At 53.3% G+C, this 26,627-nt stretch carries 23 protein-coding genes; 16 read left to right on the forward strand and 7 right to left on the reverse strand.

Annotated elements, in window-relative coordinates; genetic code table 11:
- Positions 1-8: 8 nt before the first annotated feature.
- The 5 genes from arcC to DWX59_RS21160 form a co-directional block, all read right to left on the reverse strand.
- The gene (gene arcC / locus DWX59_RS21140) at positions 9-956 is read right to left on the reverse strand and encodes a carbamate kinase (RefSeq protein WP_117561120.1); all 948 of its coding nucleotides are present in this window, start codon (positions 954-956) and stop codon (positions 9-11) included.
- Positions 957-1,095: 139 nt separating this feature from the next.
- Positions 1,096-2,289 (reverse strand): knotted carbamoyltransferase YgeW, encoded by a 1,194-nt coding sequence (gene ygeW / locus DWX59_RS21145; protein ID WP_117561121.1) that lies wholly within the window; start codon positions 2,287-2,289, stop codon positions 1,096-1,098.
- A 342-nt stretch (positions 2,290-2,631) separates the two neighbouring features.
- Entirely contained in the window at positions 2,632-3,948 is a 1,317-nt protein-coding gene (locus DWX59_RS21150) for a YgeY family selenium metabolism-linked hydrolase (RefSeq protein ID WP_117561122.1), read from the reverse strand.
- 111 nt (positions 3,949-4,059) lie between these two features.
- Complete coding sequence (gene dpaL, locus DWX59_RS21155) at positions 4,060-5,268, reverse strand: diaminopropionate ammonia-lyase (protein ID WP_117561123.1); 1,209 nt, start codon at positions 5,266-5,268, stop codon at positions 4,060-4,062.
- Between the two features lie 47 nt (positions 5,269-5,315).
- Positions 5,316-5,978 (reverse strand): helix-turn-helix transcriptional regulator, encoded by a 663-nt coding sequence (locus DWX59_RS21160; protein WP_008717908.1) that lies wholly within the window; start codon positions 5,976-5,978, stop codon positions 5,316-5,318.
- Between the two features lie 338 nt (positions 5,979-6,316).
- Here DWX59_RS21160 and ssnA point away from each other — a divergent pair, with 338 nt between their 5' ends.
- The 8 genes from ssnA to DWX59_RS21200 all read left to right on the forward strand — a co-directional run bounded on the left by ssnA (position 6,317) and on the right by DWX59_RS21200 (position 18,133).
- Positions 6,317-7,648 (forward strand): putative aminohydrolase SsnA, encoded by a 1,332-nt coding sequence (ssnA, locus tag DWX59_RS21165; protein WP_117561124.1) that lies wholly within the window; start codon positions 6,317-6,319, stop codon positions 7,646-7,648.
- A gap of 382 nt (positions 7,649-8,030) precedes the next feature.
- The gene (gene ygfK, locus DWX59_RS21170; protein WP_117561125.1) at positions 8,031-11,015 is read left to right on the forward strand and encodes a putative selenate reductase subunit YgfK; all 2,985 of its coding nucleotides are present in this window, start codon (positions 8,031-8,033) and stop codon (positions 11,013-11,015) included.
- A gap of 181 nt (positions 11,016-11,196) precedes the next feature.
- A complete protein-coding gene (locus DWX59_RS21175; RefSeq protein ID WP_117561151.1) occupies positions 11,197-11,436 on the forward strand; it encodes a putative Se/S carrier protein in 240 nt (79 codons plus the stop codon).
- Positions 11,437-11,474: 38 nt separating this feature from the next.
- Entirely contained in the window at positions 11,475-14,057 is a 2,583-nt protein-coding gene (gene xdh, locus DWX59_RS21180; RefSeq protein WP_117561126.1) for a selenium-dependent xanthine dehydrogenase, read from the forward strand.
- 90 nt (positions 14,058-14,147) lie between these two features.
- The gene (locus DWX59_RS21185; protein WP_117561127.1) at positions 14,148-14,663 is read left to right on the forward strand and encodes a GNAT family N-acetyltransferase; all 516 of its coding nucleotides are present in this window, start codon (positions 14,148-14,150) and stop codon (positions 14,661-14,663) included.
- 5 nt (positions 14,664-14,668) lie between these two features.
- Positions 14,669-16,051, forward strand: a complete 1,383-nt coding sequence (gene hydA / locus DWX59_RS21190; RefSeq protein ID WP_117561128.1) for a dihydropyrimidinase — start codon at positions 14,669-14,671, stop codon at positions 16,049-16,051.
- Positions 16,052-16,213: 162 nt separating this feature from the next.
- Complete coding sequence (locus tag DWX59_RS21195) at positions 16,214-16,969, forward strand: 4Fe-4S binding protein (RefSeq protein WP_117561129.1); 756 nt, start codon at positions 16,214-16,216, stop codon at positions 16,967-16,969.
- A 42-nt stretch (positions 16,970-17,011) separates the two neighbouring features.
- Complete coding sequence (locus DWX59_RS21200) at positions 17,012-18,133, forward strand: pyrroline-5-carboxylate reductase family protein (RefSeq protein ID WP_117561130.1); 1,122 nt, start codon at positions 17,012-17,014, stop codon at positions 18,131-18,133.
- A gap of 16 nt (positions 18,134-18,149) precedes the next feature.
- Here the strand turns inward: DWX59_RS21200 and DWX59_RS21205 are convergent, their stop codons facing one another.
- Together DWX59_RS21205 and DWX59_RS21210 are read right to left on the reverse strand one after the other, a co-directional pair.
- Positions 18,150-18,737, reverse strand: coding sequence for a dipicolinate synthase subunit B (locus tag DWX59_RS21205; protein ID WP_117561131.1), 588 nt, complete (start codon positions 18,735-18,737; stop codon positions 18,150-18,152).
- A gap of 36 nt (positions 18,738-18,773) precedes the next feature.
- Entirely contained in the window at positions 18,774-19,598 is an 825-nt protein-coding gene (locus DWX59_RS21210) for a dipicolinate synthase subunit DpsA (protein ID WP_117561132.1), read from the reverse strand.
- A gap of 127 nt (positions 19,599-19,725) precedes the next feature.
- Between DWX59_RS21210 and dapA the strand changes: the two genes are divergently transcribed.
- From dapA to DWX59_RS21250, 8 genes are all read left to right on the forward strand, one after another.
- Positions 19,726-20,634 (forward strand): 4-hydroxy-tetrahydrodipicolinate synthase, encoded by a 909-nt coding sequence (dapA, locus tag DWX59_RS21215; RefSeq protein ID WP_117561152.1) that lies wholly within the window; start codon positions 19,726-19,728, stop codon positions 20,632-20,634.
- Between the two features lie 173 nt (positions 20,635-20,807).
- Positions 20,808-21,869, forward strand: coding sequence for a YedE family putative selenium transporter (gene yedE / locus DWX59_RS21220; RefSeq protein WP_117561133.1), 1,062 nt, complete (start codon positions 20,808-20,810; stop codon positions 21,867-21,869).
- An 18-nt stretch (positions 21,870-21,887) separates the two neighbouring features.
- Complete coding sequence (locus tag DWX59_RS21225; RefSeq protein ID WP_117561134.1) at positions 21,888-22,097, forward strand: sulfurtransferase TusA family protein; 210 nt, start codon at positions 21,888-21,890, stop codon at positions 22,095-22,097.
- 200 nt (positions 22,098-22,297) lie between these two features.
- Positions 22,298-22,675 carry a winged helix-turn-helix domain-containing protein gene (locus tag DWX59_RS21230; RefSeq protein WP_117561135.1) on the forward strand — a complete coding sequence of 126 codons (378 nt, stop codon included), beginning with the start codon at positions 22,298-22,300 and terminating at the stop codon, positions 22,673-22,675.
- A complete protein-coding gene (selD, locus tag DWX59_RS21235) occupies positions 22,642-23,715 on the forward strand; it encodes a selenide, water dikinase SelD (protein WP_117561136.1) in 1,074 nt (357 codons plus the stop codon). The genes DWX59_RS21230 and selD overlap by 34 nt, the downstream gene beginning before the upstream one ends.
- Positions 23,716-23,747: 32 nt before the next feature.
- Positions 23,748-24,467, forward strand: a complete 720-nt coding sequence (gene yedF / locus DWX59_RS21240; protein ID WP_117561137.1) for a sulfurtransferase-like selenium metabolism protein YedF — start codon at positions 23,748-23,750, stop codon at positions 24,465-24,467.
- Between the two features lie 64 nt (positions 24,468-24,531).
- Positions 24,532-25,359: a selenium-dependent molybdenum cofactor biosynthesis protein YqeB gene (gene yqeB, locus DWX59_RS21245; protein WP_166460277.1), complete on the forward strand. Its 828-nt coding sequence runs from the start codon at positions 24,532-24,534 to the stop codon at positions 25,357-25,359.
- A 28-nt stretch (positions 25,360-25,387) separates the two neighbouring features.
- Positions 25,388-26,557 (forward strand): aminotransferase class V-fold PLP-dependent enzyme, encoded by a 1,170-nt coding sequence (locus DWX59_RS21250; RefSeq protein ID WP_117561139.1) that lies wholly within the window; start codon positions 25,388-25,390, stop codon positions 26,555-26,557.
- The last annotated feature ends 70 nt before the right edge of the window (positions 26,558-26,627 follow it).

The following is a 26,627-nucleotide window of genomic DNA, read 5'->3' on the forward strand; positions in this document are numbered from 1 at the left end:
CCTTGGGCTTATTGATGGATTTGAGTTCCGGTCAGTCCTTGGATTCCCTCTTTTGCTTTTTCAAGCAAGGTTATGAGTGCAGTACGTCCCTCTTTGGACTCTGCGAATTTCACAGCGGCCTGAACCTTTGGCAGCATGGAGCCGGGTGCAAAATGTCCCTCTTCCATATATACCTTGGCCTGGTCCGGTGTGAGATTATCCAACCACTTTTCTTCCGGTTTTCCGAAGTTGATAGCTACCTTTTCCACTGCAGTGAGGATGATTAAGAAATCAGCGTTCAGTTCCTCTGCTAACAGTTCACTGGCAAAATCCTTGTCGATAACAGCGCTGGCGCCCTTTAAATGATTACCCTGACGGGTAACCGGGATTCCGCCGCCCCCGCATGCAATGACCAGCTGACCGGAGTCAACCAGGGAGCGGATAGCGCCGATTTCAACAATTTCAGCAGGCTTTGGAGAAGCAACCACACGTCTGTAACCGCGTCCTGCGTCCTCCTTCATGATATATCCGTATTTTTCGGATGCAATCTTGGCCTGTTCCTCGGTCATGAAGTGGCCGATTGGCTTGCTGGGAGCGTCAAATGCAGGATCTTCTGCATCCACACGCACCTGTGTAATCATGGTAGCAACCGGGATATCGTACATTTCGCGGTTGTAAAGTTCCTCTCTCAGGGCGTTCTGAAGGTCATAGCCGATGTAGGCCTGGCTCATTGCCACACAGACGGAGAGGGGAGTGTTTGGCTGGTTTGCGTCTTCGCGGCTCAGCGCGGCCATGGCATTGTTGATCATGCCGACCTGCGGGCCATTGCCATGGGCTACGATGACTTCGCAACCTTCTTCAATGAGGTCCACGATAGCTTTCGCGGTAATCTTAACAGCTATCATCTGTTCAGGAAGTGTGTTGCCAAGAGCGTTGCCGCCCAATGCGATGACAATACGTTTTTTCTTGTTTTCCATAGTGAAATTCCCCTTTACAGGCGGGATATGAGGGTACCCCGCATTGTTATTTGCACAATACAACTTATTTTGGAGATAAAAAGGGCTGCAGGACCGTTGTCCGGCAGCCCCTACAATGTACTACGAATGAGTTTGGGATTTATTTGAATACTCTTGGTGTTCCTTTTTCTTCCAGTTTCTTTAAGATGTCGGCTGGATCAGCAAACTTAGCTAACATGATCATGGCAGCAATCACATATGGCTTGTAGCTGGCTTCCTTGTACAGTGGGTCGCGGTAACGGTCAAATACAGTTGCCTCAACCTCGCCGTCCTTGCAGCTTACATCGTTGATGTCAGCAGGTAAGCAGTGCAGGTACAGTGCCTTGCCGTCCTTGGTGGTCTTCATCAGTTCTTCGGTACAGCACCAGTCTTTGTGCTCTGCGTTCTGAGCCAGCAGTTCTTTCTCCAGTGCCTTGATGCCGTCGGAATCGCCTTCAGCGTACAGGTTGGTTCTCTTTTCCATGGCTGCAAATGGAGCCCAGCTCTTTGGATATACGATATCGGCATCCTTGAATGCGTCAGCCATGTCATGGGATACGCGGAAGGAACCGCCGGTCTTCTCAGCGTTCTTTCTTGCAACTTCCTCAACCTCAGGCATGATCTCATAGCCTTCCGGATGAGCCAGGACAACTTCCATACCCATACGTGTCATCAGGCCTACAACGCCCTGAGGAACGGAGAGAGGCTTGCCGTAGGAAGGAGAGTAAGCCCATGTCATGGCTAACTTCTTGCCCTTTAAGTTCTCTACGCCGCCGAACTCGTGGATGATGTGCAGCATATCAGCCATACACTGTGTCGGATGGTCGATGTCGCACTGTAAGTTAACCAGGGTTGGTTTCTGCTCAAGGATACCGTCCTTGTGGCCCTGTGTAACAGCGTCAACAACTTCGTGCATGTAAGCATTGCCCTTGCCGATGTACATGTCATCGCGGATACCGATGACGTCAGCCATGAAGGAAATCATGTTAGCTGTCTCGCGGACAGTCTCGCCATGGGCTACCTGGCTCTTACCCTCGTCCAAATCCTGGACTTCCAGGCCTAACAGGTTACATGCGGAAGCAAAGGAGAAACGTGTACGTGTGGAATTGTCACGGAATAAGGAGATGCCAAGGCCGCTCTCAAATACCTTTGTGGAAATGTTGTTCTCCCTCATGTAGCGCAGGGCATCGGCAACCGTCCATACTGCTTCCAGTTCCTCATCGGTCTTCTCCCAGGTCAGGAAGAAGTCGTTCTCGTACATTTCCTTGAAATTAAGGCTGTTTAACTTATCAATGTAATCCTGTAATGTTTTCATTTGATTTACTCCTTTAATATGATTTATTTATATTTTTTGGTTTTAGTATCCGGGTGCCCGGGCCTGCAGTCTTTCGGCGGCTTTCAGCATAAGCCGCCGAAATCGAAACAGGTCACTAGGACTTCATGGAAAATGGTTTACGAATAAGCAGGATGCAATTATATATAATTTTTCATAGGGCGTATGCCCTATGCTTTTTGGCCGCCCCACAGGCCAGGAAGATGGCACTGCGGACCAGCGGGATGGCAAAACCACACTGATGGCAGCCAAAAAATCACCCTGCGGACAATAATCTAAGATAATGATGATTCTTTATGGGTAGTTCCTAAATAATGATGATTCTTACTTGCAATATACAGCAGGCAGCGCCGCATAAACAGCTGCACATGTAACCAGATCCTGCTTCCAGGTAATCTCGTTAGGAGCATGGGCCTGAGCCTCAGCGCCAGGTCCAAAGCCGATGCATGGAATACCATTACGTCCCATGATGGAAACGCCGTTGGTTGAGAAGGTCCACTTATCGGTAAGAGGACGTGCCTTTCTCATCTCCTCGGTGGCAGCAGCGCCGATACGCTCGTTGCCGTACAGGTTCTTGTAAGCATCTTCCAGGGCCTTGGTAACCTCATGGTCTTCCGGAATGACCCAGGTTGGGAAGTAGCACTCGATTGGATATGTAAGACCTTTGTAGGAAGGACGGGAATACTCATACATGGAAACAGTAACATCATCGCCGTACTTTTTAACAGCTGGAAGCGCGCGGATCTCATCCAGGCAGCTTTCCCATGTCTCGCCTGCGGTCATGCGGCGGTCAAGGGATACGGAGCAGGAATCGGCAACTGCACAGCGGCTTGGGGATGTGAAGAAAATCTCGGAGGTGGTAACTGTGCCGCGTCCTAAGAAGTTGGCTTCCTTCCACTGTGAGTTGTATTTCTCATCTAACATCTTAACAAGGCCTTTAACTTCCTTGTCATCAGCAGCGTCATTCTCGTTCAGCGCGCGTACGTCCTGAAGGATGTCAGCCATCTTGTAGATAGCGTTGTCTCCGCGCTCAGGAGCGGAACCGTGGCAGGAAACACCCTTAACGTCAATGCGGATTTCCATACGTCCCCTCTGTCCGCGGTAGATGCCGCCGTCAGTAGGCTCTGTGGATACTACGAAGTCCGGGCGTACCTTGTCTTCGTTGATGATGTACTGCCAGCAAAGACCATCACAATCCTCTTCCTGAACCGTACCGGTTACCAGAACCGTGTACTTGTCGCTTAACAGTCCCAGGTCCTTCATGATTTTTGCGCCGTATACAGCACTTACGATACCGCCGCACTGGTCAGACACGCCGCGTCCGCCGATCTCGGTGTCATTCTCATAACCCTCGTACGGATCGAAGTTCCAGTTGTTCTTATTGCCGATACCAACCGTATCGATGTGGGCGTCAAAGCCGATTAAGGTCTTGCCGGTTCCCATGTAGCCAAGTACGTTGCCCATTGGGTCAATCTCAACCTTGGTGAAGTCAAGCTTCCTCATCTCCTCGGCGATGCGTTCGATGTGTGCCTTCTCATCGCAGCTCTCGCCTGGGAACTTAACGATATCGCGTAAGAACTTGGTCATGTCTTTCTGATAATTCTGTGCAGCTTCTTTGATTTTAGCGTAATCCAGATTCATTGTTTTCATTTCCTCCATATACATTTGTATTCATAATGTGGTGGTGCCGCCCGGCAGGGGTGAACCGCGGGCAGCGGTGGTGATTGGGTTTATTGGATGATGCTTTATTGCTTATTTATCGAGACCTTTCCATACAATGTTCTTGTAACGGTCAGGGTCCGTATCGCCTTCAGTTGAGAAGAGCAGGACTTTGGAAGATGCGTCCAGTCCGATGTCATTTCTCAGATCCTTGTACTCATCCATGGTCATGACGGCTGCCAGTGCGCCGAATGGGGCAGCGCCGGACTCGCCGGATGTAACAGGCGCGTCGCCCTTGATGGGAGCGCCCAGCATACGCATGCCGTTTGCAGCTACCCAGTCCGGGGCAGCGATGAATACTTTTACATGGTTCTTTAAGATATCCCAGGAAATGGTGTTTGGCTCGCCGCATGCAAGACCGGCCATGATGGTTTCCATGTCGCCGTCCACGATGCGGATGTCGCCGTCGCCTGCAGCAGCGCCCTTGTAGAGACATGCGGCTGCTTCTGCTTCCACCACAACAAAGGTTGGCGGGTTATCGGCATAAAGGTTGGAGTAGTATCCCACCACGGCCCCTGCCAGGGAACCGACGCCTGCCTGTACGAAAATGTGGGTCGGACGCTCGCAGCCGTATTCCTTTAACTGCTCGCCGGCTTCCATGGCCATGGTCCCGTAACCCTGCATGATCCAGGCCGGAATCTCTTCGTAGCCGTCCCAGGCCGTATCCTGTACAATCACGCCTCTCTCTGTCTCGTCCGCCTCTTTGGCTGCCAGACGTACACAGTCATCGTAGTTCATCTCCTGGATGTCTACCTGTGCGCCTTCCTTTGCAATGTTCTGAAGACGTGTCTGGGTGGAACCCTTAGGCATATGTACAACAGCCTTCTGGCCCAGGCGGTTGGCTGCCCATGCAACGCCACGGCCGTGGTTGCCGTCTGTGGCTGTGAAGAAGGTTGCCTGGCCAAATTCTTTTCTTAACTGGTCAGAAGTGAGGACGCTGTAGGGAAGCTCGGACACATCCTTGCCTGTCTCGCTGGCAATGTAGCGCGCCATTGCGAAGGAACCGCCCAGTACTTTGAATGCGTTGAGGCCAAAGCGGTAGGACTCATCCTTTAAGTAAATCTCCTTTACTCCCAGATACTCAGCCATGTGGTCCAGCTTTGTAAGTGGTGTCTTGCTGTACTGAGGAAAGCTTTCGTGGAAGGTCCTTGCCTTCCCGATTTCCTCAAGGCCCATGATCGGCAGGTTCTTATCATCTGTCTTTGGCATATGATTGACCGCCCATTGAATCTTCTGATCCATATTACATAATCCTCCTTGTATGTGTGTTGCTGTTTATGATTATAATGTTATTTCTTATCATCTGCCTTGCGGCTGTTAACGTCAATGTAACTGTACAAAGTGAATTTGGAGATTCCGAAGTACTTGGAAACTTTGTCACCCGACTTAGTGATAAGGAAGGCGCCTGCATCGTTTAAGAACTGGATGGCAGTTACTTTTTCCTCCTTATTCATCAGAGCGGCCGGCTTCCCGATAAGGGCCACCGACTGTTCAATCAGGGTGTCTAACAGGTCATTGACATTGTGGACAATCTGTTCGGGCTGCTGCTTCACGTCCGCTTGGGGTTCGGTATCGATGAGAGCTTTGATGGAACGGTCCACGGTCATCAGTCCGGTTATATCATAATTAAGGGAAAGCAGGTAATCAATGGAATCGCCTTCCTTATTACGGATATAAAAGGTACTGGATTTCAGTATCTTGCCGTTGGATGTACGGGTAAGGTATCCAAGATGGTCTTTCAAAGTGGCCGGATCCTTGTGAAGGGTCTCCAGAACTACCTTGGAGGGTCCGTCCCCTTCCTGGCGGTTGGTCACATGCCCATTATTGATATGTACAATGGAGTGTTCCAGGTCATGCCTTGCCAGGTCATGGATCACAATTTCACAGTCTGGTCCGAACTGCCTTGCCAGGCCGTCAGCAAGCTGCTTTAAAAGGTCTAGTGTGTATGCCATAGCTTTCTTCTTCCTTTCTTCGGACTCTTCAAATTCCAATCGGTTTCTGGTTACTTTGTACAATAAACATTTCGCTATATTGTGACGCGTTGTTTATGATTCCATCATAGCACAAAAAAAATGAATTGCAAGAGGTTTTTACAAAAAAATTTAGAATATCTAAAAAATTTTGCATTTTATGCTTGCAAATGGGGGTATAAGGTGTTAGTATAGGGTTACAGGAAGTCCTATCCTATCTTATTAAAGTTTATGGTTTTAAGAATGGTTTTAGGACAAATTGTTTCTGTCTGACACATATAATTATTTTAAAGTATTCTATAAAGAAAAGGAGAGAGGTTATGTTAGTTATTGGGAACGGACGTCTGGTGACAAGGGATGCCGGTAATCCATTCATCGAGAACGGCGCGGTGGCAATGGATGGGAATGTGATTAAGAAAGTAGGTACACTGGAAGAAGTGAAGAAGGAATTCCCGGAGGCTGAGTTCGTTGATGCCAAGGGGGGCGTCATCATGCCGGCATTCATCAATACCCATGAGCACATCTACAGCGCCATGGCCAGGGGACTTTCTATTAAGGGATATAACCCCAAAGGGTTTTTGGATATCCTGGACGGTATGTGGTGGACCATTGACCGCCATCTGACCAATGAGCAGACACGCCAGAGCGCAAGGGCCACTTACCTGGATTCCATTAAGAACGGCGTTACCACTGTGTTTGACCATCATGCCAGCTTTGGTGAGATCCACGACAGTCTTTTCGCCATCGAGGATGCCGCCAAGGAGATGGGAATCAGGACCTGTCTTTGCTACGAGGTTTCAGACAGGGACGGCATGGACAAGGCAAGGGCTGCCGTCATGGAGAATGCGGCCTGGATTAAACATGCCCTGGCGGATGAGACAGACATGCTGGCAGGCATGATGGGCATGCACGCGCAGTTTACCATTTCCGATGAGACCATGGAGCTGGCAGCTGCCAACAAGCCTGCCGAGGTAGGATACCACATCCATGTGGCTGAGGGCATTGAGGACCTTCATGACTGCCTTAAGAAGTATGGCAAGAGGATTGTGGACCGTCTCATGGACAACAATATTTTAGGAAGCAAGACGCTGTTAGGCCACTGCATCTATGTGAATTCCCATGAGATGGATTTAATCAGGGATACGGATACCATGGTCGTACATAACCCCGAGTCCAACATGGGCAATGCCTGCGGATGCCCCCCAACCATGGAGATTGTGCACAGGGGCATTCTGACCGGTCTTGGGACGGACGGTTATACACATGACATGACGGAGTCCATGAAGGTGGCCAACGTACTGCACAAGCACCATCTGTGCGATGCCAACGCAGCATGGGGCGAGGTTCCCCAGATGCTCTTTGAGGGCAATGCAAAGATTGCGGGCCGTTACTTTAAGAAGCCTCTTGGGGTGCTGAAGGAAGGCGCTGCCGCCGATGTGATCGTAACCGACTACATCCCGTTAACACCAATGGACGCTTCCAACATCAACGGACACATCCTGTTCGGCATGACCGGCAGAAGCGTCATAACCACTGTATGTAACGGCAAGGTCCTTATGAAAGACCGTGAACTGGTTGGCCTGGATGAGGAGAAGATCCTTTATGAGGTAAGGGAAGAGGCTAAGAAGCTGGAGCGTTCCATCAACGGTTAAGGATGTGCGGATTAGTGGGACTGCCTTCCAGGTCTGGATAGGCTTTCCCCTATATATAAGAAGACGCAGCATGTATAATTAGGTAAACAACTGATTGCAGGGCGGCGGGAATCAGCACCTCAGGGCAACATTCCCTGGGCGGCTGAGCCGGATAAGATAAATCCCCGGTGTTAAAATCGGGGAACCAAGGAGGACATTGGGCGGCGGGGCTTATGCAGCCCCACGGCCCGTGTATCCGGTGCTGGGACCTGGTCTGGTGCTTATAATAAGGTAACTCCTGGTCTGAACTTAGGAAACGCAAGGCGGATCCTAGGCCGGAACAGGGGAAAAGCAAGGAAAATCCCTGGCATGAACAGGGAAAGGCAAGGAGGATAAGAATAAAATGAGCGATATTATGACACCCATTCCATTTGGAAACCTTATGAACTGGATTCTGGAAGAGCACAGGAAAGGTGCTGTTTTCGGAGTCAGGAAACCTTTTAAGGCAGACCCGGAAAAAAATTATGAGATATTCGGCCGCAAGCTGGAGACACCCTTTGGTCCTGCGGCAGGCCCCCATACCCAGCTGACCCAGAACATTGTTGCCGCTTATGTGGCGGGCAGCCGTTTCTTTGAGCTGAAGACCGTACAGAAGCTGGACGGCGAGGACCTTCCGGTTGCAAAGCCATGCATCAAGGCGGACGACGAGTGCTATAACTGTGAGTGGTCCACGGAGCTGTATGTTCCCCAGGCCTTTGACGAGTATGTGAAGGCATGGTTTGCATGTAAGGTTCTGGCCAAGGAATACGGCCTTGGCGCCATGGATGGATTCCAGTTCAACATGTCAGTTGGATATGACCTGGAAGGCATTAAGCTGGAAAAGATTGACAAGTTCATCGAGGGCATGAAGGATGCATCCGGGACGCCTGTTTTCAATGAGTGCAGGCAGTGGCTTCTTGACAACCTTGATAAGTTTGAGAAGGTGACAAAGGAAGACGTGGAGGGGATTTCCCCTGAGGTCTGCAACTGTGCAACCCTTTCCACCCTTCACGGATGTCCTCCCCAGGAGATTGAGCGCATTGCCCGTTACCTGATTGAGGAGAAGAAAGTACATACCTTCATCAAATGCAACCCAACCCTTCTGGGATATGAGTATGCAAGGAAGCTTATGGACGACATGGGTTATGATTATGTTGCATTCGGCGATTTCCACTTTAAGGATGACCTTCAGTATGAGGACGCGGTTCCCATGCTTCAGAGGCTGCAGGCCCTGGCGGATGAAAAGGGACTGGAATTCGGCGTTAAGATTACCAATACCTTCCCGGTTGACGTTAAGCAGAATGAGCTTCCAAGCGAAGAGATGTACATGTCCGGAAAGTCCCTGTATCCATTATCCATGTCGGTTGCCATGAAGCTGGCCGGTGACTTTGGCGGCAAGCTGCGCATTTCCTATTCAGGCGGAGCTGATTACTTTAATATTGAAGATATCGTGGACGCCGGCATCTGGCCGGTGACCATGGCAACCACCATGTTAAAGCCGGGCGGTTATGAGAGGCTGGAGCAGATCGGCCAGATCTTTGCAGGCAAGGATGCGGCTGTGTTCACAGGCGTGGACGCCCGCAAGGCAGCTGCCCTGGTAGAGGCCGTTAAGAGCGACAAGCATCATGTAAAGGCGGTAAAACCCCTTCCGTCCAGGAAGATTAAGAAGCCTGTCCCCCTGACAGACTGTTTCGTGGCGCCGTGTCAGGAGGGCTGTCCGATCCACCAGGATATTACACGTTACCTGCAGCTGGCTGGCGCGGGTGAGTTTGAACAGGCGCTTAATGTCATCCTGAACAAGAACCCGCTTCCGTTCATCACAGGCACCATCTGTGCACACAACTGTATGAGCAAATGTACCAGGAACTTCTATGAGAGTCCGGTGGATATCAGAAGGACCAAGCTGGAAGCCGCAGAAGGCGGCTTTGAGGCAGTGATGTCCAAGTTCAAGGCACCGGCAGTGACCACGGATAAGAAGGTTGCCGTGGTGGGCGGCGGACCGGCCGGACTGGCAGCTGCCTACTTCCTGGCAAGGGGCGGCGTAAAGGTAACTGTCTTTGAAAAGGAAGCCAGGATGGGCGGCGTTGTCCGCAATGTGATTCCGGGATTCCGTATCTCTGATGAAGCCATTGACAACGATGTGAAGATTGTTGCAGCCATGGGCGTGGAGATGGTGAATGGAAAGGAAATCACTTCCATTGATGAATTAAAGAAAGAATACGATTACGTTGTGCTGGCAGTGGGCGCTTCTGATAAGGGAACCCTTAAGCTGGAAGCAGGGGACACCATGAACGCGCTGGATTTCCTGGCTCAGTTCAAGGCAACGGACGGCAAGCTGGATTTAGGTAAAAACGTGGTTGTCATCGGCGGCGGAAACACTGCCATGGATACGGCAAGGGCAGCCAAGAGGAACGCGGGCGTTGAGAAGGTTTCTTTGGTATACAGAAGGACCAGACGCTTCATGCCTGCCGACGAGGAAGAACTGGTAATGGCAATGGAGGACGGCGTGGAATTTGCCGAGCTTCTGGCGCCGGTTAAGCTGGAAAACAAAACCCTGTACTGCAGGAAGATGGTCCTGGGCGACATAGACGAGAGCGGACGCCGAGGCGTAGTGGAGACGGACGAGGTCGTGACCGTTCCGGCCGACACTGTTATCGCAGCCGTGGGCGAGAAGGTTCCGGGCGCATTCTATGAGGAATGCGGCATTGCCCTGGACAGCAGAAGACGTCCCCAGGTAAACCAGGACACCCTGGAAACCAGCGTGAAGGGCGTGTACGTGGCCGGCGACGGCCTGTACGGGCCAGCCACGGTTGTTGAGGGAATCCGGGACGGCAAGATGGCCGCAGAGGCAATTGTGGGCAAGGTACTGGCAGATGACCTGTTCAAGCTCTCTGACGCCGGCACCATCTATGGCCGCAAGGGCAGATTGGCAGAGGAGAATGACCACATTGTTGACAGCACCAGATGCCTGTCCTGCAACAGCTACTGCGAGAACTGCGTAGAGGTATGCCCCAACAGGGCCAACATTTCCCTGGTGGTACCGGGCATGGAGAAACACCAGATCATCCATGTGGATTATATGTGTAATGAGTGCGGCAACTGTAAGAGCTTCTGTCCGTGGGACAGCGCGCCGTACCTTGACAAGTTCACCCTGTTTGCCAACGAGAAGGATATGGAAAACAGCAAAAACCAGGGCTTCACGGTTCTGGACGCTGTGGCCGGTACCTGTAAAGTAAGGCTTCAGGGCAATGTGATGGATTACACGGTGGGTTCCGGGAACCAGGATGTGCCGGAGGGAATCCAGAAGATAATTGCAGCTGTTATCAAAGACTACTCTTATATGTTATAAATGAAAATGTGCGTGTTTGAAAGTTTATTTCCGCTCCCCCGGGCCATGCCTGGCGGCGGGCGGAAAATGATTTTTAAACACGCGCTGAATTGTTAAAAAAATAACGTTATTTTTTCATGAGAATAAAGGCAGGAACTTCTGTCCGTGACAGGATGACGGCAGATGGATGAGGTGTTTTCAGATGGCTAGGGAAAAGACGGAAAAGGTGGTATTTACGTTCCATACCACAACAATGGCTATGCGGATGGAACAGTGCGTAAAGGATGCAGGCTGCCCGGGAAGGCTGATACCGGTACCCAGACAGATCAGCGCCGGGTGCGGCATGGCCTTGTGCGCCCCGGCAGCGGACCGGGTAAGGCTGGAATCACTGATTCAGGAAAACGGGATAGAGACAGAAGGAATCCATGATCTTTTTTTATAAAGCTATTTTACGCTGGAACGTAAAGGCAGGAGGTAAAGATGGGAGAGAACTATAGTTTTACGGTAAATGGAGTGATGCGCAGCACCAGTGAGGATAAACCTCTTCTGCGTTATCTGCGTGAGGACCTTCACCTGCATTCTGTAAAGGACGGATGCAGCGAAGGCGCCTGCGGCACATGTACGATCGTGGTGGACGGGAAGGCGGTTAAATCCTGTATCCTGACAACCAAGCGTGCGGCGGGGAAGAACATCATTACCACGGAAGGGTTAAGCGATGCTGAAAAGGAAGCGTTTGTATACGCTTTCGGCGCAATGGGTTCCGTGCAGTGCGGATTCTGTACCCCGGGCATGGTCATGGCAGGCAAGGCGCTGATTGACAGGGTGCCGGACCCCACAGAGGAAGAAATCAAGGTTGCCTTAAAGGGAAATATCTGCCGCTGTACCGGATATAAGAAAATCATCGAAGGCATCCAGCTGACCGCAGCCATCCTGAGAGGGGATGCGAAGATAGAGGAGTCCCTGGAAAAGGGCGATTCCTACGGGGTGGGAGAGCGTGCCTTCCGCCTGGATGTGCGGGAAAAGGTGCTGGGATACGGCGAATACCCGGGCGATGTGGAGATGGAAGGCATGGTATATGCATCAGCCGTGCGGTCCATGTATCCGCGTGCAAAGGTGCTGGATATCCACACCGGGGATGCGCTGGCCCTTCCGGGAGTGCTGGCCGTGCTTACGGCCGAGGATGTGCCCAACAACAAGGTGGGCCATCTCCAGCAGGACTGGGATGTAATGATTGCAAAAGGCGACATTACCCGCTGCGTGGGCGATGCTATTTGTCTGGTAGTGGCCGAGACCAGGGATATCCTGGAGGAGGCAAAGAAGCTGGTTAAGATTGACTATGAGGAGCTGACACCGGTTTGTTCTGTCAAAGAGGCCATGGCTGAGGACGCGCCCAAGGTCCATGAAAAGGGAAACCTGTGCCAGAGCCGCCATGTGACGCGTGGCGATGCGAAAAAGGCGCTGGAGAATTCCAAGTATGTGGTGACCCAGACCTATACCACGCCGTTTACAGAGCATGGGTTCCTGGAACCGGAATGCGCAGTGGCATTTCCTTATAAGGACGGCGTCAAGGTTTATACCTCAGACCAGGGCGTATACGATACGCGTAAGGAGATTTCCATCATGCTGGGCTGGGATCCGGACCGCATTGTAGTGGAAAACAAACTGGTCGGCGGCGGTTTTGGCGGAAAAGAGGACGTTTCCACCCAGCATATCGCGGTACTGGCAGCCTTAAAGGTGCAGAAACCGGTTAAAGTCATATTCTCCAGACAGGAGTCCATTAATTTCCATCCAAAGCGCCATGCTATGGAGGGGACCTTTACCCTGGGCTGTGATGAAAATGGAATCTTCACAGGACTTGACTGTGAAATCTACTTTGATACAGGCGCATACGCCTCCCTGTGCGGACCGGTGCTTGAAAGGGCCTGCACCCATTCCGTGGGACCGTACTGCTACCAGAACACGGACATCCGGGGCTTCGGTTATTATACCAACAATCCGCCGGCAGGCGCGTTCCGCGGTTTCGGCGTATGCCAGAGTGAATTTGCGCTGGAATCCAATATCAACCTTCTGGCTGAAAAAGTAGGGATTTCCCCATGGGAGATCCGCTACCGCAATGCAATCGAACCAGGCAAGGTGCTTCCAAACGGACAGATTGCAGACTGTTCCACCGCGCTTAAGGAAACGCTTCTGGCGGTTAAGGACGCATATGAGGGCAATCCGGGAAGGGCCGGCATCGCATGCGCCATGAAGAACGCCGGCGTTGGCGTGGGCCTTCCTGACAAGGGACGTGCAAAGCTTGTGGTCCATGAGGGCAGGGTGGAATTATACGCGGCTGCTTCTGACATCGGTCAGGGGTGCGCAACCGTATTTGTACAGATGATTGCAGAGGTAACAGGGCTTAGGAAGGACCAGATCAAGAACATGGGCGCCAATTCCGAGGTTGCACCGGATTCAGGCACCACCTCCGGATCGCGCCAGACCCTGATTACAGGCGAGGCAGTAAGGATGGCTGCGGCAGACCTTCTGGAAGCCCTTAAGGAAGCAGGCGGGGACATGTCACAGCTGGAGGGCAGGGAGTTCTTTGCTGAATTCTTTGACCCCACCGACAAGCTGGGCGCGGATGTGCCCAATCCAAAGAGCCATGTGGCCTATGGTTTCGCTACCCATGTGGTCATCCTGGATGAGGACGGTAAGGTAAAGGAAGTGTATGCTGCCCATGATTCCGGCAAGGTGGTGAACCCAATCTCCATCCAGGGACAGATTGAGGGTGGCGTGCTTATGGGACTGGGATACGCCCTGACCGAGGACTTCCCATTAAAGAACGGCGTGCCCCAGGCCAAGTACGGCACGCTGGGACTGATGCGTTCCACACAGATTCCGGATATCCATGCCATTTATGTGGAGAAGGAGGAGCAGCTGCCCTTTGCATACGGCGCAAAGGGAATCGGTGAGATTGCCACCATCCCCACGGCTCCGGCGGTCCAGGGCGCTTATTATGCCATGGACCATGTGCTGAGGACAAAGCTTCCCATGGAAAATACATTTTATAAGAAAAAGAAATAGTATAAATATCTGAAACGGACAGCGAAAGGCAGGCACCCTGCTTTTCGCTTGTTCCGCATAAGTCTGAAACATATCATAGGAGGTGGCGGAATGGACGGTTCCATCAGGTTCCGTTTTGCGGGGCGGGAAGATATCCCCCTGATCCTCAGGTTCATAAAGGAACTTGCTGATTACGAGGGGATGCTGGACCAGGTGGTGGCAACAGAGGAACTGCTGGACCAGTGGCTGTTTGAAATGCAGAAGGCGGAGGTGCTTCTTGGGAGCTGTGGCGGGGAAACCGTGGGCTTTGCCCTGTTTTTCCATAATTTTTCCACCTTCCTGGGACGTGCGGGTATTTATCTGGAGGATTTATACGTGTGTCCTGAGTACCGGGACCGCGGATTTGGGAAAGCATTTTTAAACCAGCTGGCATCCATTGCAGTGGAACGTGGCTGCGGCCGCCTGGAGTGGTGGTGTCTGGACTGGAATAAGCCCAGCATTGACTTCTATCTGGGCATGGGCGCCAAGGCCATGGACCAATGGACGGTTTACCGGATTGACGGGGACCGGTTAAACAGGATGGCGGAGGGACAAACGCTTTGTAACAAAGACAGAACAGGAGAGTGAGGATTATGAAGCAGATATTAAGAGGCGGGACAGTGGTGACCGGAAGCGGCAGTTTCCGGGCAGATGTGCTCATTGATGGGGAAAAGGTGGCGGCCGTAGGCAGTACGGAAGAAATCGCGCGCCTGGCGGAACAGGACACACAGGTGGCGGATGTGGCAGGCTGCCTTCTGTTTCCCGGATTTATCGATGCCCATACCCATTTTGACCTGCATGTGGCGGGAACAGTGACCGCAGATGACTTTGCAACAGGAACAAAGGCAGCTGTCAGGGGCGGCACTACCACAATCGTGGATTTCGGCACCCAGTATGCGGGTGAGAGCCTGGCGGACGGGCTGAGGAACTGGCATGAAAAGGCAGACGGCAAGTGCTCCTGCGACTATAGTTTCCACATGTCCATCTCAGACTGGAACCCTTCGGTCAGCAGGGAACTGGATGATATGATGGAAGAAGGCATTACCTCCTTCAAGCTGTATATGACATATGATACCCAGGTGGATGACAGGACCATCTTTGAAATCCTGCGCAGGCTTAAGGAAGTGGGAGGAATCACAGGCGTGCACTGTGAGAACAGCGGCATGATTGCAGCGCTTCAGGCAGAGGCAAAGGCAGAGGGAAGGATGGGCGTTGAAAGCCATCCAGCCACCCGTCCGGCTGCCGCGGAGGCAGAGGCCATTGACCGTCTGCTGCGCCTGGCAGAGGTGGTGGATATCCCTGTCATCGTGGTGCACCTTACCTGTAAGGAAGGTTATGATGTGATTATGGAGGCAAGGAGAAGGGGGCAGAAGGTATACGCGGAAACCTGCCCCCACTACCTGCTTATGGATGACAGCCTTTACAGTCTCCCTGGCTTTGAAGGCGCCAAATACGTGTGCGCGCCTCCTTTAAGGAAAAAGGAAGATTCACAGTGCCTGTGGAAGGCCCTGGCTGACGGCACCATACAGACGGTTTCCACGGACCACTGCAGCTTTACAACGGAGCAGAAAAAACTGGGCATGGATGATTTCACCAAGATACCGGGCGGCATGCCGGGGGTTGAGACAAGGGGAACCCTTCTTTATACATACGGCGTGGATGCGGGAAGGATTACCCGGGAAAAAATGTGTGAACTCCTGTCGGAAAATCCGGCCAAGCTCTACGGCATGTATCCGTTAAAAGGCGCCATTGCGCCGGGAAGTGATGCGGATATCGTGGTGATGCGGACCGGTGTGGACGACGTGGTAACAGCCGGCGGCCAGGCGCAGAACGTGGACTATGCGCCATTTGAGGGCAGTAAGCTGACCGCGCGCATTGAAAGCGTGTATCTGCGTGGAACCCAGGTGGTGAAGGACCATCAGGTGGTGGTGGAGAAGACCGGTAAGTTTGTTAAGCGCGGGAAATATGATTTATAGGTATGGAAACCTGAATGCACAAAGGCAGGGGTATGCGGCGGTAAGGCGGCAGCCCCTGCCTTATTTAACCATGGTATTGAAAAATACAGAAAAGGCTGATACAGTTAAATCCTGGTATCATGTCACAATAATGGAAAAATATAACATACAGGAGGCAGGATCATGAAGAATCTATCAGCAGTTTATTTCAGCCCCACAGGCGGTACAAGAAAAGCAGTCCTAAACCTGGCGGCAGGGATGGGGGGAGACATTGAGGAGGTGGACCTCTGTGCCCTTAAGGGAGAGCGGGGCTTTGGCCCTGAGGACCTTGTGATTGTGGGCATGCCGGTGTTTGGAGGCAGGATTCCCGGGTTTGCGGCAAAGCTGCTTAAGCAGTGCCGGGGCAATGGGGCAACGGCTGTTACCGTGGCTGTTTATGGCAACCGGGCGTTTGAGGATGCCCTGGTGGAATTAAATGACGCCTTAAAAGAACTGGGATTCAAGATTGGGGCAAGCGCCGCCCTTCTGGCCGAGCATTCCATGGCAAGGGAGGTTGCGGCAGGACGCCCGGATAAAAAGGACGAAGAGGATGCCCGCGGATTTGCAGGAAAAATCCTGGAGAAGCTGGCAGGGGATGGCTGGCAGGAACCTAAGGTCCCGGGAGACAGGCCTTACCGCAGCTGGAAGCAGATGCCGGTTGTGCCCCTTGCAGATGATACCTGCATAACCTGTGGCCTTTGTGCGGAGCAATGTCCGACCGGGGCCATACCCGCGGATGCGCCGGGCACCACGGATCCGGGGGCCTGTATGCTGTGCATGCGGTGCATTGCCGTCTGTCCGGTACACGCCAGGTCGCTGCCCTCCCAGGCCCAGGCCATGTTGGAACAGAAACTGGCGCCGGTAAAGGCGGTCCGCAGGGAGAATGAACTGTTCCTTTAAGGCCGCAGTTCAGACAGATTGGATGGAAGAAGGTCAAAACATATGATTGATTATGGCAAAGCAAGACTGGCTGTCATCGGCATGGGATGGATTGGGGAATATATGGTCCCGTGTTATGAACGCCTTCTGGGAAATGGCCATGCGTCCAGGATACTGGCGGTCAAGGCAACGGACAGGCGGCTTGAGGAATTAAGGAAACAGTATGGGTTTGAGGCCATGGCAGGAGACTGCCTGGAACGTCTGAAGGCCTTAAGGCCCTCCTTCCTGGTCCTTTCGGTCCGGCCCTATGAGATGGAAGGCGTGGTGGAAGGCACGGTAAAGCCCTATATAGGTTATTTGAGGGACCAGGGCGCCGCCATGCCCCTGATATTTTCATTTGCCCCGAGCCCGCCTCCAAAATGGTATACCCAGACCCTGGGGGACGATGTGAGGACCGTATGCGTGCTTCCGGCCATGGAGACTTCCATTGGAGGTGTTGACGTATATTCCTTGGCCTGCAGCCAGGTTACATATGACCAGGGGATTCCCCTGTGTGAAGGGCACAGGGAGGCGGTCAGCCGTTTCCTCGGGCCTTTAGGCAGTGTGTTATGGTGTACGCCTGATGAGTCCATGGCTCTTTTATCCATGAATATAACATACCATATGCTGTATCCCCTCTGCTTTGCCCTGGAGCGGCATTACGGCGCAGGGGGATGCGCAAGGGCGGCGGGAATCTTATACGCGCTAAACTGTGAAAGGCTTAGGAGGACAGGGCTTGTAATGCCTGAGCCGGACCCGGATGAGGCGGATAAACGGCAGCTGGCCTGGCTGGAAAAGGGATGGTATGAGGGGGCCCTTGACTTTGCTTCCGGACATGGCAGGATGCCGGACAACGGGCTGTCCCCCAATGCCCGGGTACTTGCACCCCGGGCGTTTGAGCTTCACCTGCTCTCCCTTCGGCTTGAGACCAGGCAGTTCCTGGAGGAGAAGCTGAGGGACCATGCCACGCCCGGCGGCATGACGGAAAAGGCGGTAAAGGAGTTCACGCGCCTGTGGAAGGAAATGCAGGGCAGCGCCCATGGATGCCAGGTGCCCCTTGAGGGCAGTGAATCCATGGCATATGACATTTCCTACAGACTGGCGGAGCAGGTGTATCAGAAAGGGATATCCCTGGAGCGCGGATGAATGACTCGGATGCCCATTACTGATGGCCCCGGATGACAGGCTGTATCTGCCTGCCTTCCAGGGCTTCTTTTAATGTTTCCTCAATCAGTTCGGTCCTGGCTATCATGGAACAGGGCTTTTTTTCCGGGTCATCCTGGCCAAAGGGCACGAAATAGATGTTCTTGGTGTTAAACAGTTCCCCGATATTCTTAAAGTTAATTCCCAGGGCGTCATTGGTGGACACGGAGATGACCAGGGGCTTCCCGTTCCTCAGATGGGCCTTGGCAGCCATGAGCACAGGTGTGTCCGTAATCCCGCAGGCCAGCTTAGCCAGGGTGTTGCCGGTGCAGGGTGCGATGAGAAGCACATCCAGATATGCCTTGGGGCCAATGGGCTCCGCCTCCTCTACGCGCAGGATGGGAGGATTTCCGGCTGTGCCGGTAATCCGCCGTATGAAATCCCCGGTATCCCCGAAGCGGGAATCCGTGGTCTGGACATTGCTGGAAAAGATGGGATAGAGGATGGCCCCGGTTTCTTTCAGCTTCCGGATTTCCTGTTCCATCTTTGCAAACGTACAAAAGGACCCGGTCATGGCCAGGCCGATATTTTTTCCTTTTAATTCCATAAAAAACTCCTTTCTAAAAAGCCGCTCCAATGATTTTCAGATGCGGGAACACAGGGCCTCATACAGGATCCGGGCAGAGGACAAGGGTGAGTATCTGCCGGGCAGGCCGGGGCAGAGCCTGGCCCGGACGCCATGCAGGGCGCAGGCTTCAAAGTCAACCCCGCCAGGAGCCGAGGCAATGTCAATGACAACCGCATCCCTGGCCATGCGGGCCCCAAGACCTGCGTCAAAAACCATGGCCGGTATGGTGTTAAAGATAAATGAATAGCCGTGGACATAGGAATCCAGCTGCGAAAGGGGAACCGTTCCATAGCCGTGGCACCAGGCGCGCGCCAGCTTCTGCGCGTCCCGCCCCGTAAGCGTCACATGGGCGCCCATGCCTGTAAGGGTATCTGCCAGCGCCTCGGCACACCGGCCGCATCCGGCTATCAGGCAGGCGCTTTTACGCAGGTTCACGGGGCTTAGGGAAATGGCCTCGGCCACAGCGCCTTCCGCAGTGGCAACCGCATTTTTACAGGCCACCTCCTCCATTTCCATGAAGTCAAAACAGGGGATGCCATGGGCCGTGCAGTATTCCTTGACTGACAGGGGGATGCTGCCGCCGAACAATGTGTGCGCAGATGTAAGGCGGCTTAAGAAGAGGTCTATATCCAGATCCTTAAGCTGGTTTTCAGCATGGATGGTCTGTTTGTCCTTTGAAAATGGCACAGGGCAGAGGATGATATCGGAAGCCTCCATTGCTTCCTTTAGGGAAAAGGAGGGATTTTCATAGTATAAGGATACTTCCTGACCAGCCTGTTCTAACAGGCCGGACAGGTAAAGCTGTCTGGGGTCGCCTCCCAGAATGAGAAAGTGATGCATAAGGAACTCCTTTCATCTCATTATATTTTGTTATATGTGAAAAGGAAATAATTGGTGAGTGGTACCAATGGCCGATGTTTGTCATATTTTTGATAGTATAAAGAATGAACCGGGGGACAGAGAGGAAATGAAACACAGCATATTTGAAGGCAGCGCGGCTGCCATAGTAACGCCCATGGATGATTACGGCAACCTGGATTATGAAGCAATGGGCAGGCTCCTTGACCGGATTATGGACGGGGGGACGGATGCGGTTGTTGTTAATGGGACCACCGGGGAGTCCGCAACCCTGGATGACAGGGAAAAGCTGTCTGTCATGGAATATGTGATCCGCCATGTGGACGGCAGGATTCCGGTGATTGCCGGTACGGGGAGCAACTGCACCGAGCATGCGGTAAAGCTTTCCAGGGAGGCGGAGAAACTGGGGGCGGATGGGCTTTTGCAGGTAACGCCCTACTATAACAAGGCATCCCAGGAGGGGCTGGTGCGGCATTTCACGGAAGTGGGAGACCATGTGGGGATTCCCATCCTTTTGTATAATGTGCCAAGCCGTACCGGTGTGGATATCCGGCCGGAGACATACCGGATTCTTTCCGAGCACCCCAACATAAGGGGAACAAAAGAGGCCGGAGGCAATATGGCGGCCCTGGCCAGGACGGCCGCGCTCTGCGGGGACGGATTCGATATCTATTCGGGCAATGACGACCAGACCCTGCCCATCATGGCCCTGGGAGGAAAGGGCGTGATATCCGTGCTGGCCAATATCATGCCCAGACAGACCCACGATATGTGCCGCCTGTTCCTGGACGGAAAGATTAAGGAGAGCAGGAAAATGCAGCTGAAGCTTCTGGACATCATGGATGCGCTGTTCTGGGACGTGAATCCCATTCCTGTCAAGGCGGCCCTGTCCATCATGGGGGTGTGCACGGACAGCTGCCGCCTGCCGCTGACGCCCATGGGGCGGGAACAGAAGAAGCGGCTGGCGGCAGTGATGCAGCGGTATGGATTAACCGGTACGGATTCAGCCTCATATTGACTAAAATGGCATTTTATGGTATATTTAACCTCATAAAAGGAATAACAGTTTGGAGCTTTACGCACAAATCCTGAAAAAGCCGGTTTTGACCACAGTCCTAAGTTGGTCAGGCCGGTTTTATTTATTGGAAGCGTTATTCTTTTTGAAAAATAACGAATGGAGGAAATGAAACAATGGAGAGGAAATGGAACCCGAAGACAGGTCTGTTATTATGGGGAGGCGTATTGGGGCTGGTGGCTGCCGCGCTGGCTTTTATGGGCAACCCGGGAAACATGGCATTTTGCATTGCATGCTTCATCAGGGATATTGCAGGTGCATGTAAGCTGCATACGGCTGCGGCGGTCCAATATATGAGACCGGAGATCGCGGGGCTGGCCGCAGGCTCCTTTTTCATATCCCTGCTGGGGAAGGAATACCGCTCCACATCCGGTTCATCCCCCATAATCCGGTTCCTTCTCGGCGTGGTGACCATGATTGGCGCACTTGTATTCCTGGGATGCCCGCTGCGCATGGTGCTCAGGATGGCTGCCGGTGACTGGAACGCGTATGTGGGGCTGGCCGGGTTTGTGCTGGGGGCAGCCACCGGATGCTTTTTCCTGAAAAAGGGATTCAGCCTGGGACGGGCCTATGATACCAGAAAGGAAAGCGGATACATCCTTCCGGCCATCCTGGCTGTCCTGTTTTTGCTGAGCATCCTGACACCCCTGTTTGCAGCAAGCGCCGAAGGCCCGGGCAGCATGCATGCGCCTGTGTTTGCATCCCTGGCAGGGGGACTGATATTCGGAGCCGCGGCGCAGCGGTCAAGGACCTGCTTTGCCGGAGGAATCAGGGATGTGATTCTTATGAAGAATTTTGATCTGCTGACGGTCATCATCGGCCTGTTTGCCGTGATGACGGTCTACAACCTTGCAACAGGAGGATTTAAACCGGGATTTGCAGGACAGCCCGTGGCGCATACAGAGGCGCTGTGGAACATGGCTGGAATGTATGTGGTGGGTTTTGCCGCCGTGCTGGCAGGGGGATGTCCTTTAAGGCAGCTGATCCTGGCCGGACAGGGTTCGGGGGATGCGGCCGTCAATGTGCTGGGGATGCTGGCAGGCGCCGCATTCTGCCATAACTTCGGACTGGCTTCCAGCGGTACGGGTACCACGCCTGCCGGAAGGCTCATGTGTGCTGCATGTATTGCGGTGCTGTTCGTCATTGGTTTTAGCTGTAAACGGAAATCAGATAAATAAAAGCGAGGAGGAGATGGAATGAAGGAGATTGATGTAAGGGGGCTGTCATGCCCGGAGCCGGTGCTGATCGTGATGGATGAGATGGATGCGGATCCGGGGCAGGACCTGGCCGTGCTGGCCGATGCAGCCCATACAAGGGATAATATCGTGAAGCTGGCAGGGGAATATAAACGGGACTGCAGGGTTGGGATGAGAGGCATGGATTTTGAAATCATCATACAGGGCTGATACAGTGCCGGTCTGGAAAAACTATTTGCATATCCAGGGGAATCTGCTATAATAAAAGCAGCGGAAGAATAGCAGTTTGGAGCTTTATGCAGGTAATAGTAAAAGCCAGCAACAGCCATTGTGTTTGGGATGGCCGGAGTGGCTTTTTTATTTGGGGACGTTATTCTTATAAAAACATAACCAAGAGAGGGGCCACTAAGATGAATCAGAACCAGCTTCATTACGGCATATCACTGAAATTGTATTTTGACAATAAGGCATTTGGTCCGGGAATGTCAGCTTTGCTGCGGGGGATTGAGGAAACCGGCTCCCTCCAGGGCGCTGCCCAGTCCATGAACATGGCGTACAGCAAGGCCTGGAAGATGCTAAAGGAGTCGGAGAAAGCCTGGGGCTTCATGCTGACCGATCGGGAGACAGGAGGAAGGGACGGGGGAGGTTCCACCCTTACGCCCCAGGCGGTCCGCCTGCTGGAGGCTTACGATGTTTTCATGAAGGAGAGCAGGCAGGAACTGGACCGGCTGTTTGAAAAGCATTTTTCACGGGAATGGGTGGAGGAATTAAAAAAATCATCGAACTGACAGGAGGAAGGAACGTGGGACAGGAAGAGATTGTATTTTGTAAAGGTGGAGGGTGCACGGCCAAACTGGGGCCGGGAGCGCTTGCAAAGGTGCTGGAGAAGCTGCCCAGGACAAAGGACCCCAATCTGATGATTGGATATGAAGGCTCAGATGATGCGGCTGTCTACAGGCTGACCGATGACCTGGCCATGGTGCAGACCCTGGATTTCTTTCCTCCCATGGTGGAGGACCCTTATATCTTTGGGCAGATAGCCGCAGCCAATGCGCTCAGTGATATCTACGCCATGGGCGGCGATGTGAAGACAGCCCTTAATATTGTCTGTTTCCCGGAAGCCATGGATTTGAATATCCTTGGCCAGATCCTTCTTGGCGGAAGCGAGAAGGTAAGGGAAGCAGGAGGCGTGCTGGCCGGAGGACATTCCATTGCTGATTCAGATGTGAAATATGGGCTTTCGGTAACCGGGACCATACATCCGGACAAGGTATTTGCCAACAGCGGATGCAGGGAAGGAGACCTTTTGATCCTTACCAAGCCCCTGGGCGTGGGAATCGTATGTACGGCTTCCCGGGTAGGAGAGGCATCGGATGCAGCCATGGACCTGGCGGTCCGGTCCATGACTACCCTTAACAAGTATGCTTCTGAAATCGTGCGAAGGTACAGGGTGCACGGATGTACGGACGTGACCGGTTTTGGTTTCCTGGGGCATCTGTGTGAGATGCTGGGGAACAGCTATTCGGCCCTGGTCTACAGGGACAGGATTCCCTTCATAGCGGAGTGCGGGGACTATGTGGAGGAGTTTTACCTGACCGCCGCCGCCCAGCGCAACCGGAATCATGTGGGTGATAAGGTGGAATTTGCAGGCTGCGGTTTTGCCCTGGAGGAAATCCTCTTCGACCCCCAGACCTCGGGAGGGCTGCTGGTATCCATGGACAGGGAGGATGCGGCCCCGGCCCTGGAGGAAATCCAAAAGCTGGGCCTGCCCTGCGCCATTGTTGGGGAAATACGGGCAAGGGAAGAAAAAACAGTGACGGTTAAATAAAAGGGCACACAGAAGAAAGGATAAGGGAAAAGATGAGATTAGATGAACGCGGAAAACAGTGTCCGCTTCCTGTTATCGATACAAAGAAGGCGCTGGGGCGCTGCAATGCAGGGGAGATAGTGGAAGTGACGGTTGATAATGAGATAGCGGTCCAGAACCTGCGCAAGATGGCAGACCATAAGGGGCTTAAGTCCTCCTTTGAGAAAACCGGCGACAGGGAATTCCAGGTAAGGATAACGGCAGGAAATGCGGAGCCGGGCAGATCCGTGAACGGTCAGGCTGCTGAGGGCGGTCAGGCTGGAGTGGGCGGTCAGGCTGCTGAGGGCGGTCAGGCTGGCGTGGGCGGCATGGCTGCTGAGGGCAATGAGGCTGCCGGGGCTGCCCAGGACACCGCCTGCCAGCCTGACTGTCGCAGGAAAGGCATGGTGGTGGTCCTGTCCTCCAATTTGATGGGACAGGGGGACGAAATCCTAGGGAAGCTTCTCATGAAGGGATTTGTATATGCCCTGACAGAGCAGGACAGCCTGCCGGAAACCATACTTTTATATAACAGCGGCGCATACCTGTCCTGTGAAGGCTCGGACAATGTGGAGGATTTAAGGAATCTGGAGGCCCAGGGCGTGGAAATACTTACCTGCGGGACCTGTTTAAACCACTATGGGTTGGGAGATAAGCTGAAGGTGGGCAGTGTCACAAATATGTATGAGATTGCGGAACGCATGACAGGAGCCAGGCTTCTGGTGCGTCCATAGGAGTCAGACGCCGCCGCAGGCCCTTTCCTGCGGCGCGTTTCAGGGAAGGAAATGAATTGCTATGATGACAGACAGAACAAAACAACTGATAATCGTAAGGGGCGGAGGGGATATTGCAACGGGAACCATCCACAGGCTCCACCGCTGCGGTTATCCGGTACTTATATTGGAGACAGGTTTCCCATCCGCTATCCGCAGGTGCGTATCATTTTCGGAAGCAGTGTATGACGGCTCGTCCGAGGTGGAGGGCGTTACCTGCGTCAAGGTTTCCAGCTATGAGGAAGCCTGTTCCATAATGGGACAGGGGGCCGTACCGGTGATGATTGATGAGGAGTGCCAGGTCCTGCAGAAGGTAAGGCCTTGGGCCGTGGTGGATGCCATACTGGCCAAGCGGAATCTGGGGACCAGCCGGGACATGGCGGATAAGACCATTGGACTGGGGCCTGGTTTTACTGCGGGGCAGGATGTGGACCTTGTGATAGAAACCATGAGAGGGCATAACCTGGGCCGGATTATCGGCAATGGCAGCGCCGAACCCAACACCGGTATACCGGGGATTGTGGGCGGCTTTGGGGAGCAGCGGGTCATCCGTTCACCGGCCAAAGGCATTTTCTTTGGAAAGGCAATGATTGGCGATATGGTGGAAAAAGGACAGCCCATCGGGACGGTTGTGACCGGACAGGGAGAGGTGGCGGTTGAGGCCTCCCTGACAGGTCTTTTAAGGGGAATCATAAAAGATGGTTTTCCCGTGGTCAAGGGATTCAAGACAGCGGATATCGACCCGAGGAAGAGCGAGTATGAGAACTGCTTTACCATTTCAGACAAAGCCAGATGCATCGCCGGTTCCGTGGTGGAAGGGCTGATGATGCTGGAGATGAAGCAGGGGCATTAGACAATGATGGAAATGACGGGAGCTTACAATGATTTATTTGGACAATGCGGCCACATCTTTTTACAGGCCTGAGACAGTGGCCCGGGCAGTGGCAGAGGCCATCAACACCATGGGCAACTGTTCCAGGGGCACCTATGAGACGGCCCTGACCAGCGCCAGGACCGTGTATGAGACAAGGGACCTGCTGTCAGGACTGTTCCATGGGGATGGACCGGAGCAGGTTGCATTTACGGCTAATTCCACGGAGAGCCTGAATATTGCCATTAAAGGCGTGCTGGCCCCCGGGGACCGGGTGGTGACCACGGCGCTGGAACATAACAGCGTGCTGCGCCCTCTTTATGAGATGGAGCGCCAGGGCGTGGATCTGGTGGTGGTTGGGTGTACCGGGGAAATGGACCCTAATGGGGGAAATGAAAAGGAAAGGCATAAGGGTGCGTTGGATTACAATGCCCTGAAGGCAGCCATTACCCCGGGAACCAAAGCCGTGGTGTGCACCCATGCTTCCAACCTTACCGGCAATCTGGTGGATATCAGGAGGGTTGGGGGCTGGTGCCGGGAGGCAGGCGCCCTGTTCCTGGTGGACGCGTCCCAGACAGCGGGCGTGTTTTCCATTGATATGGATCGGGATTATATAGACATCCTGTGTTTTACAGGGCATAAGGGACTGATGGGGCCCCAGGGAACCGGGGGGATATGCGTCAGGAAGGGGATTCAGGTGCGCCCGCTGCTGTCGGGAGGAAGCGGCATCATGACCTATTCTAAGACCCATCCAGCAGCCATGCCCACTGCATTGGAGGCCGGCACCCTCAATGCCCACGGACTGGCCGGGCTCAGGGCGGCCCTGCTTTATATCAGGGAGCAGGGCCCCGGCGCCATAAGGGATAAGGAACTGGCATTGATGCGCCGTTTTCATGAGCAGGCAGCCGCCATTCCCGGGGTATGTATATATGGGGATTTTGACCAGGAGGAGAGGGCTGCCATCGTGGCCCTGAACCTGGGGGATGAAGACTCGGGGGAGGTCAGTGATTACCTGGCCCAGGAGCATGGGATCTATACCCGCTCAGGCGGGCACTGCGCGCCTCTGATGCATGAAGCCCTGGGAACCAGGGAACAGGGGGCTGTAAGGTTCAGCTTTTCCCATTTTAACACGGTTCAGGAAGTGGACTTGGCCGCCGCTGCCCTCAGGGCTTACGGATGATTGTACTGCCCTGCGTATGGACAGGTGGATTCAAACACACCCTAGTACCTTGACATAGTTAAAAAGCATT

This window comes from Enterocloster aldenensis (genome assembly GCF_003434055.1).
Lineage (GTDB): Bacteria > Bacillota > Clostridia > Lachnospirales > Lachnospiraceae > Enterocloster > Enterocloster aldenensis.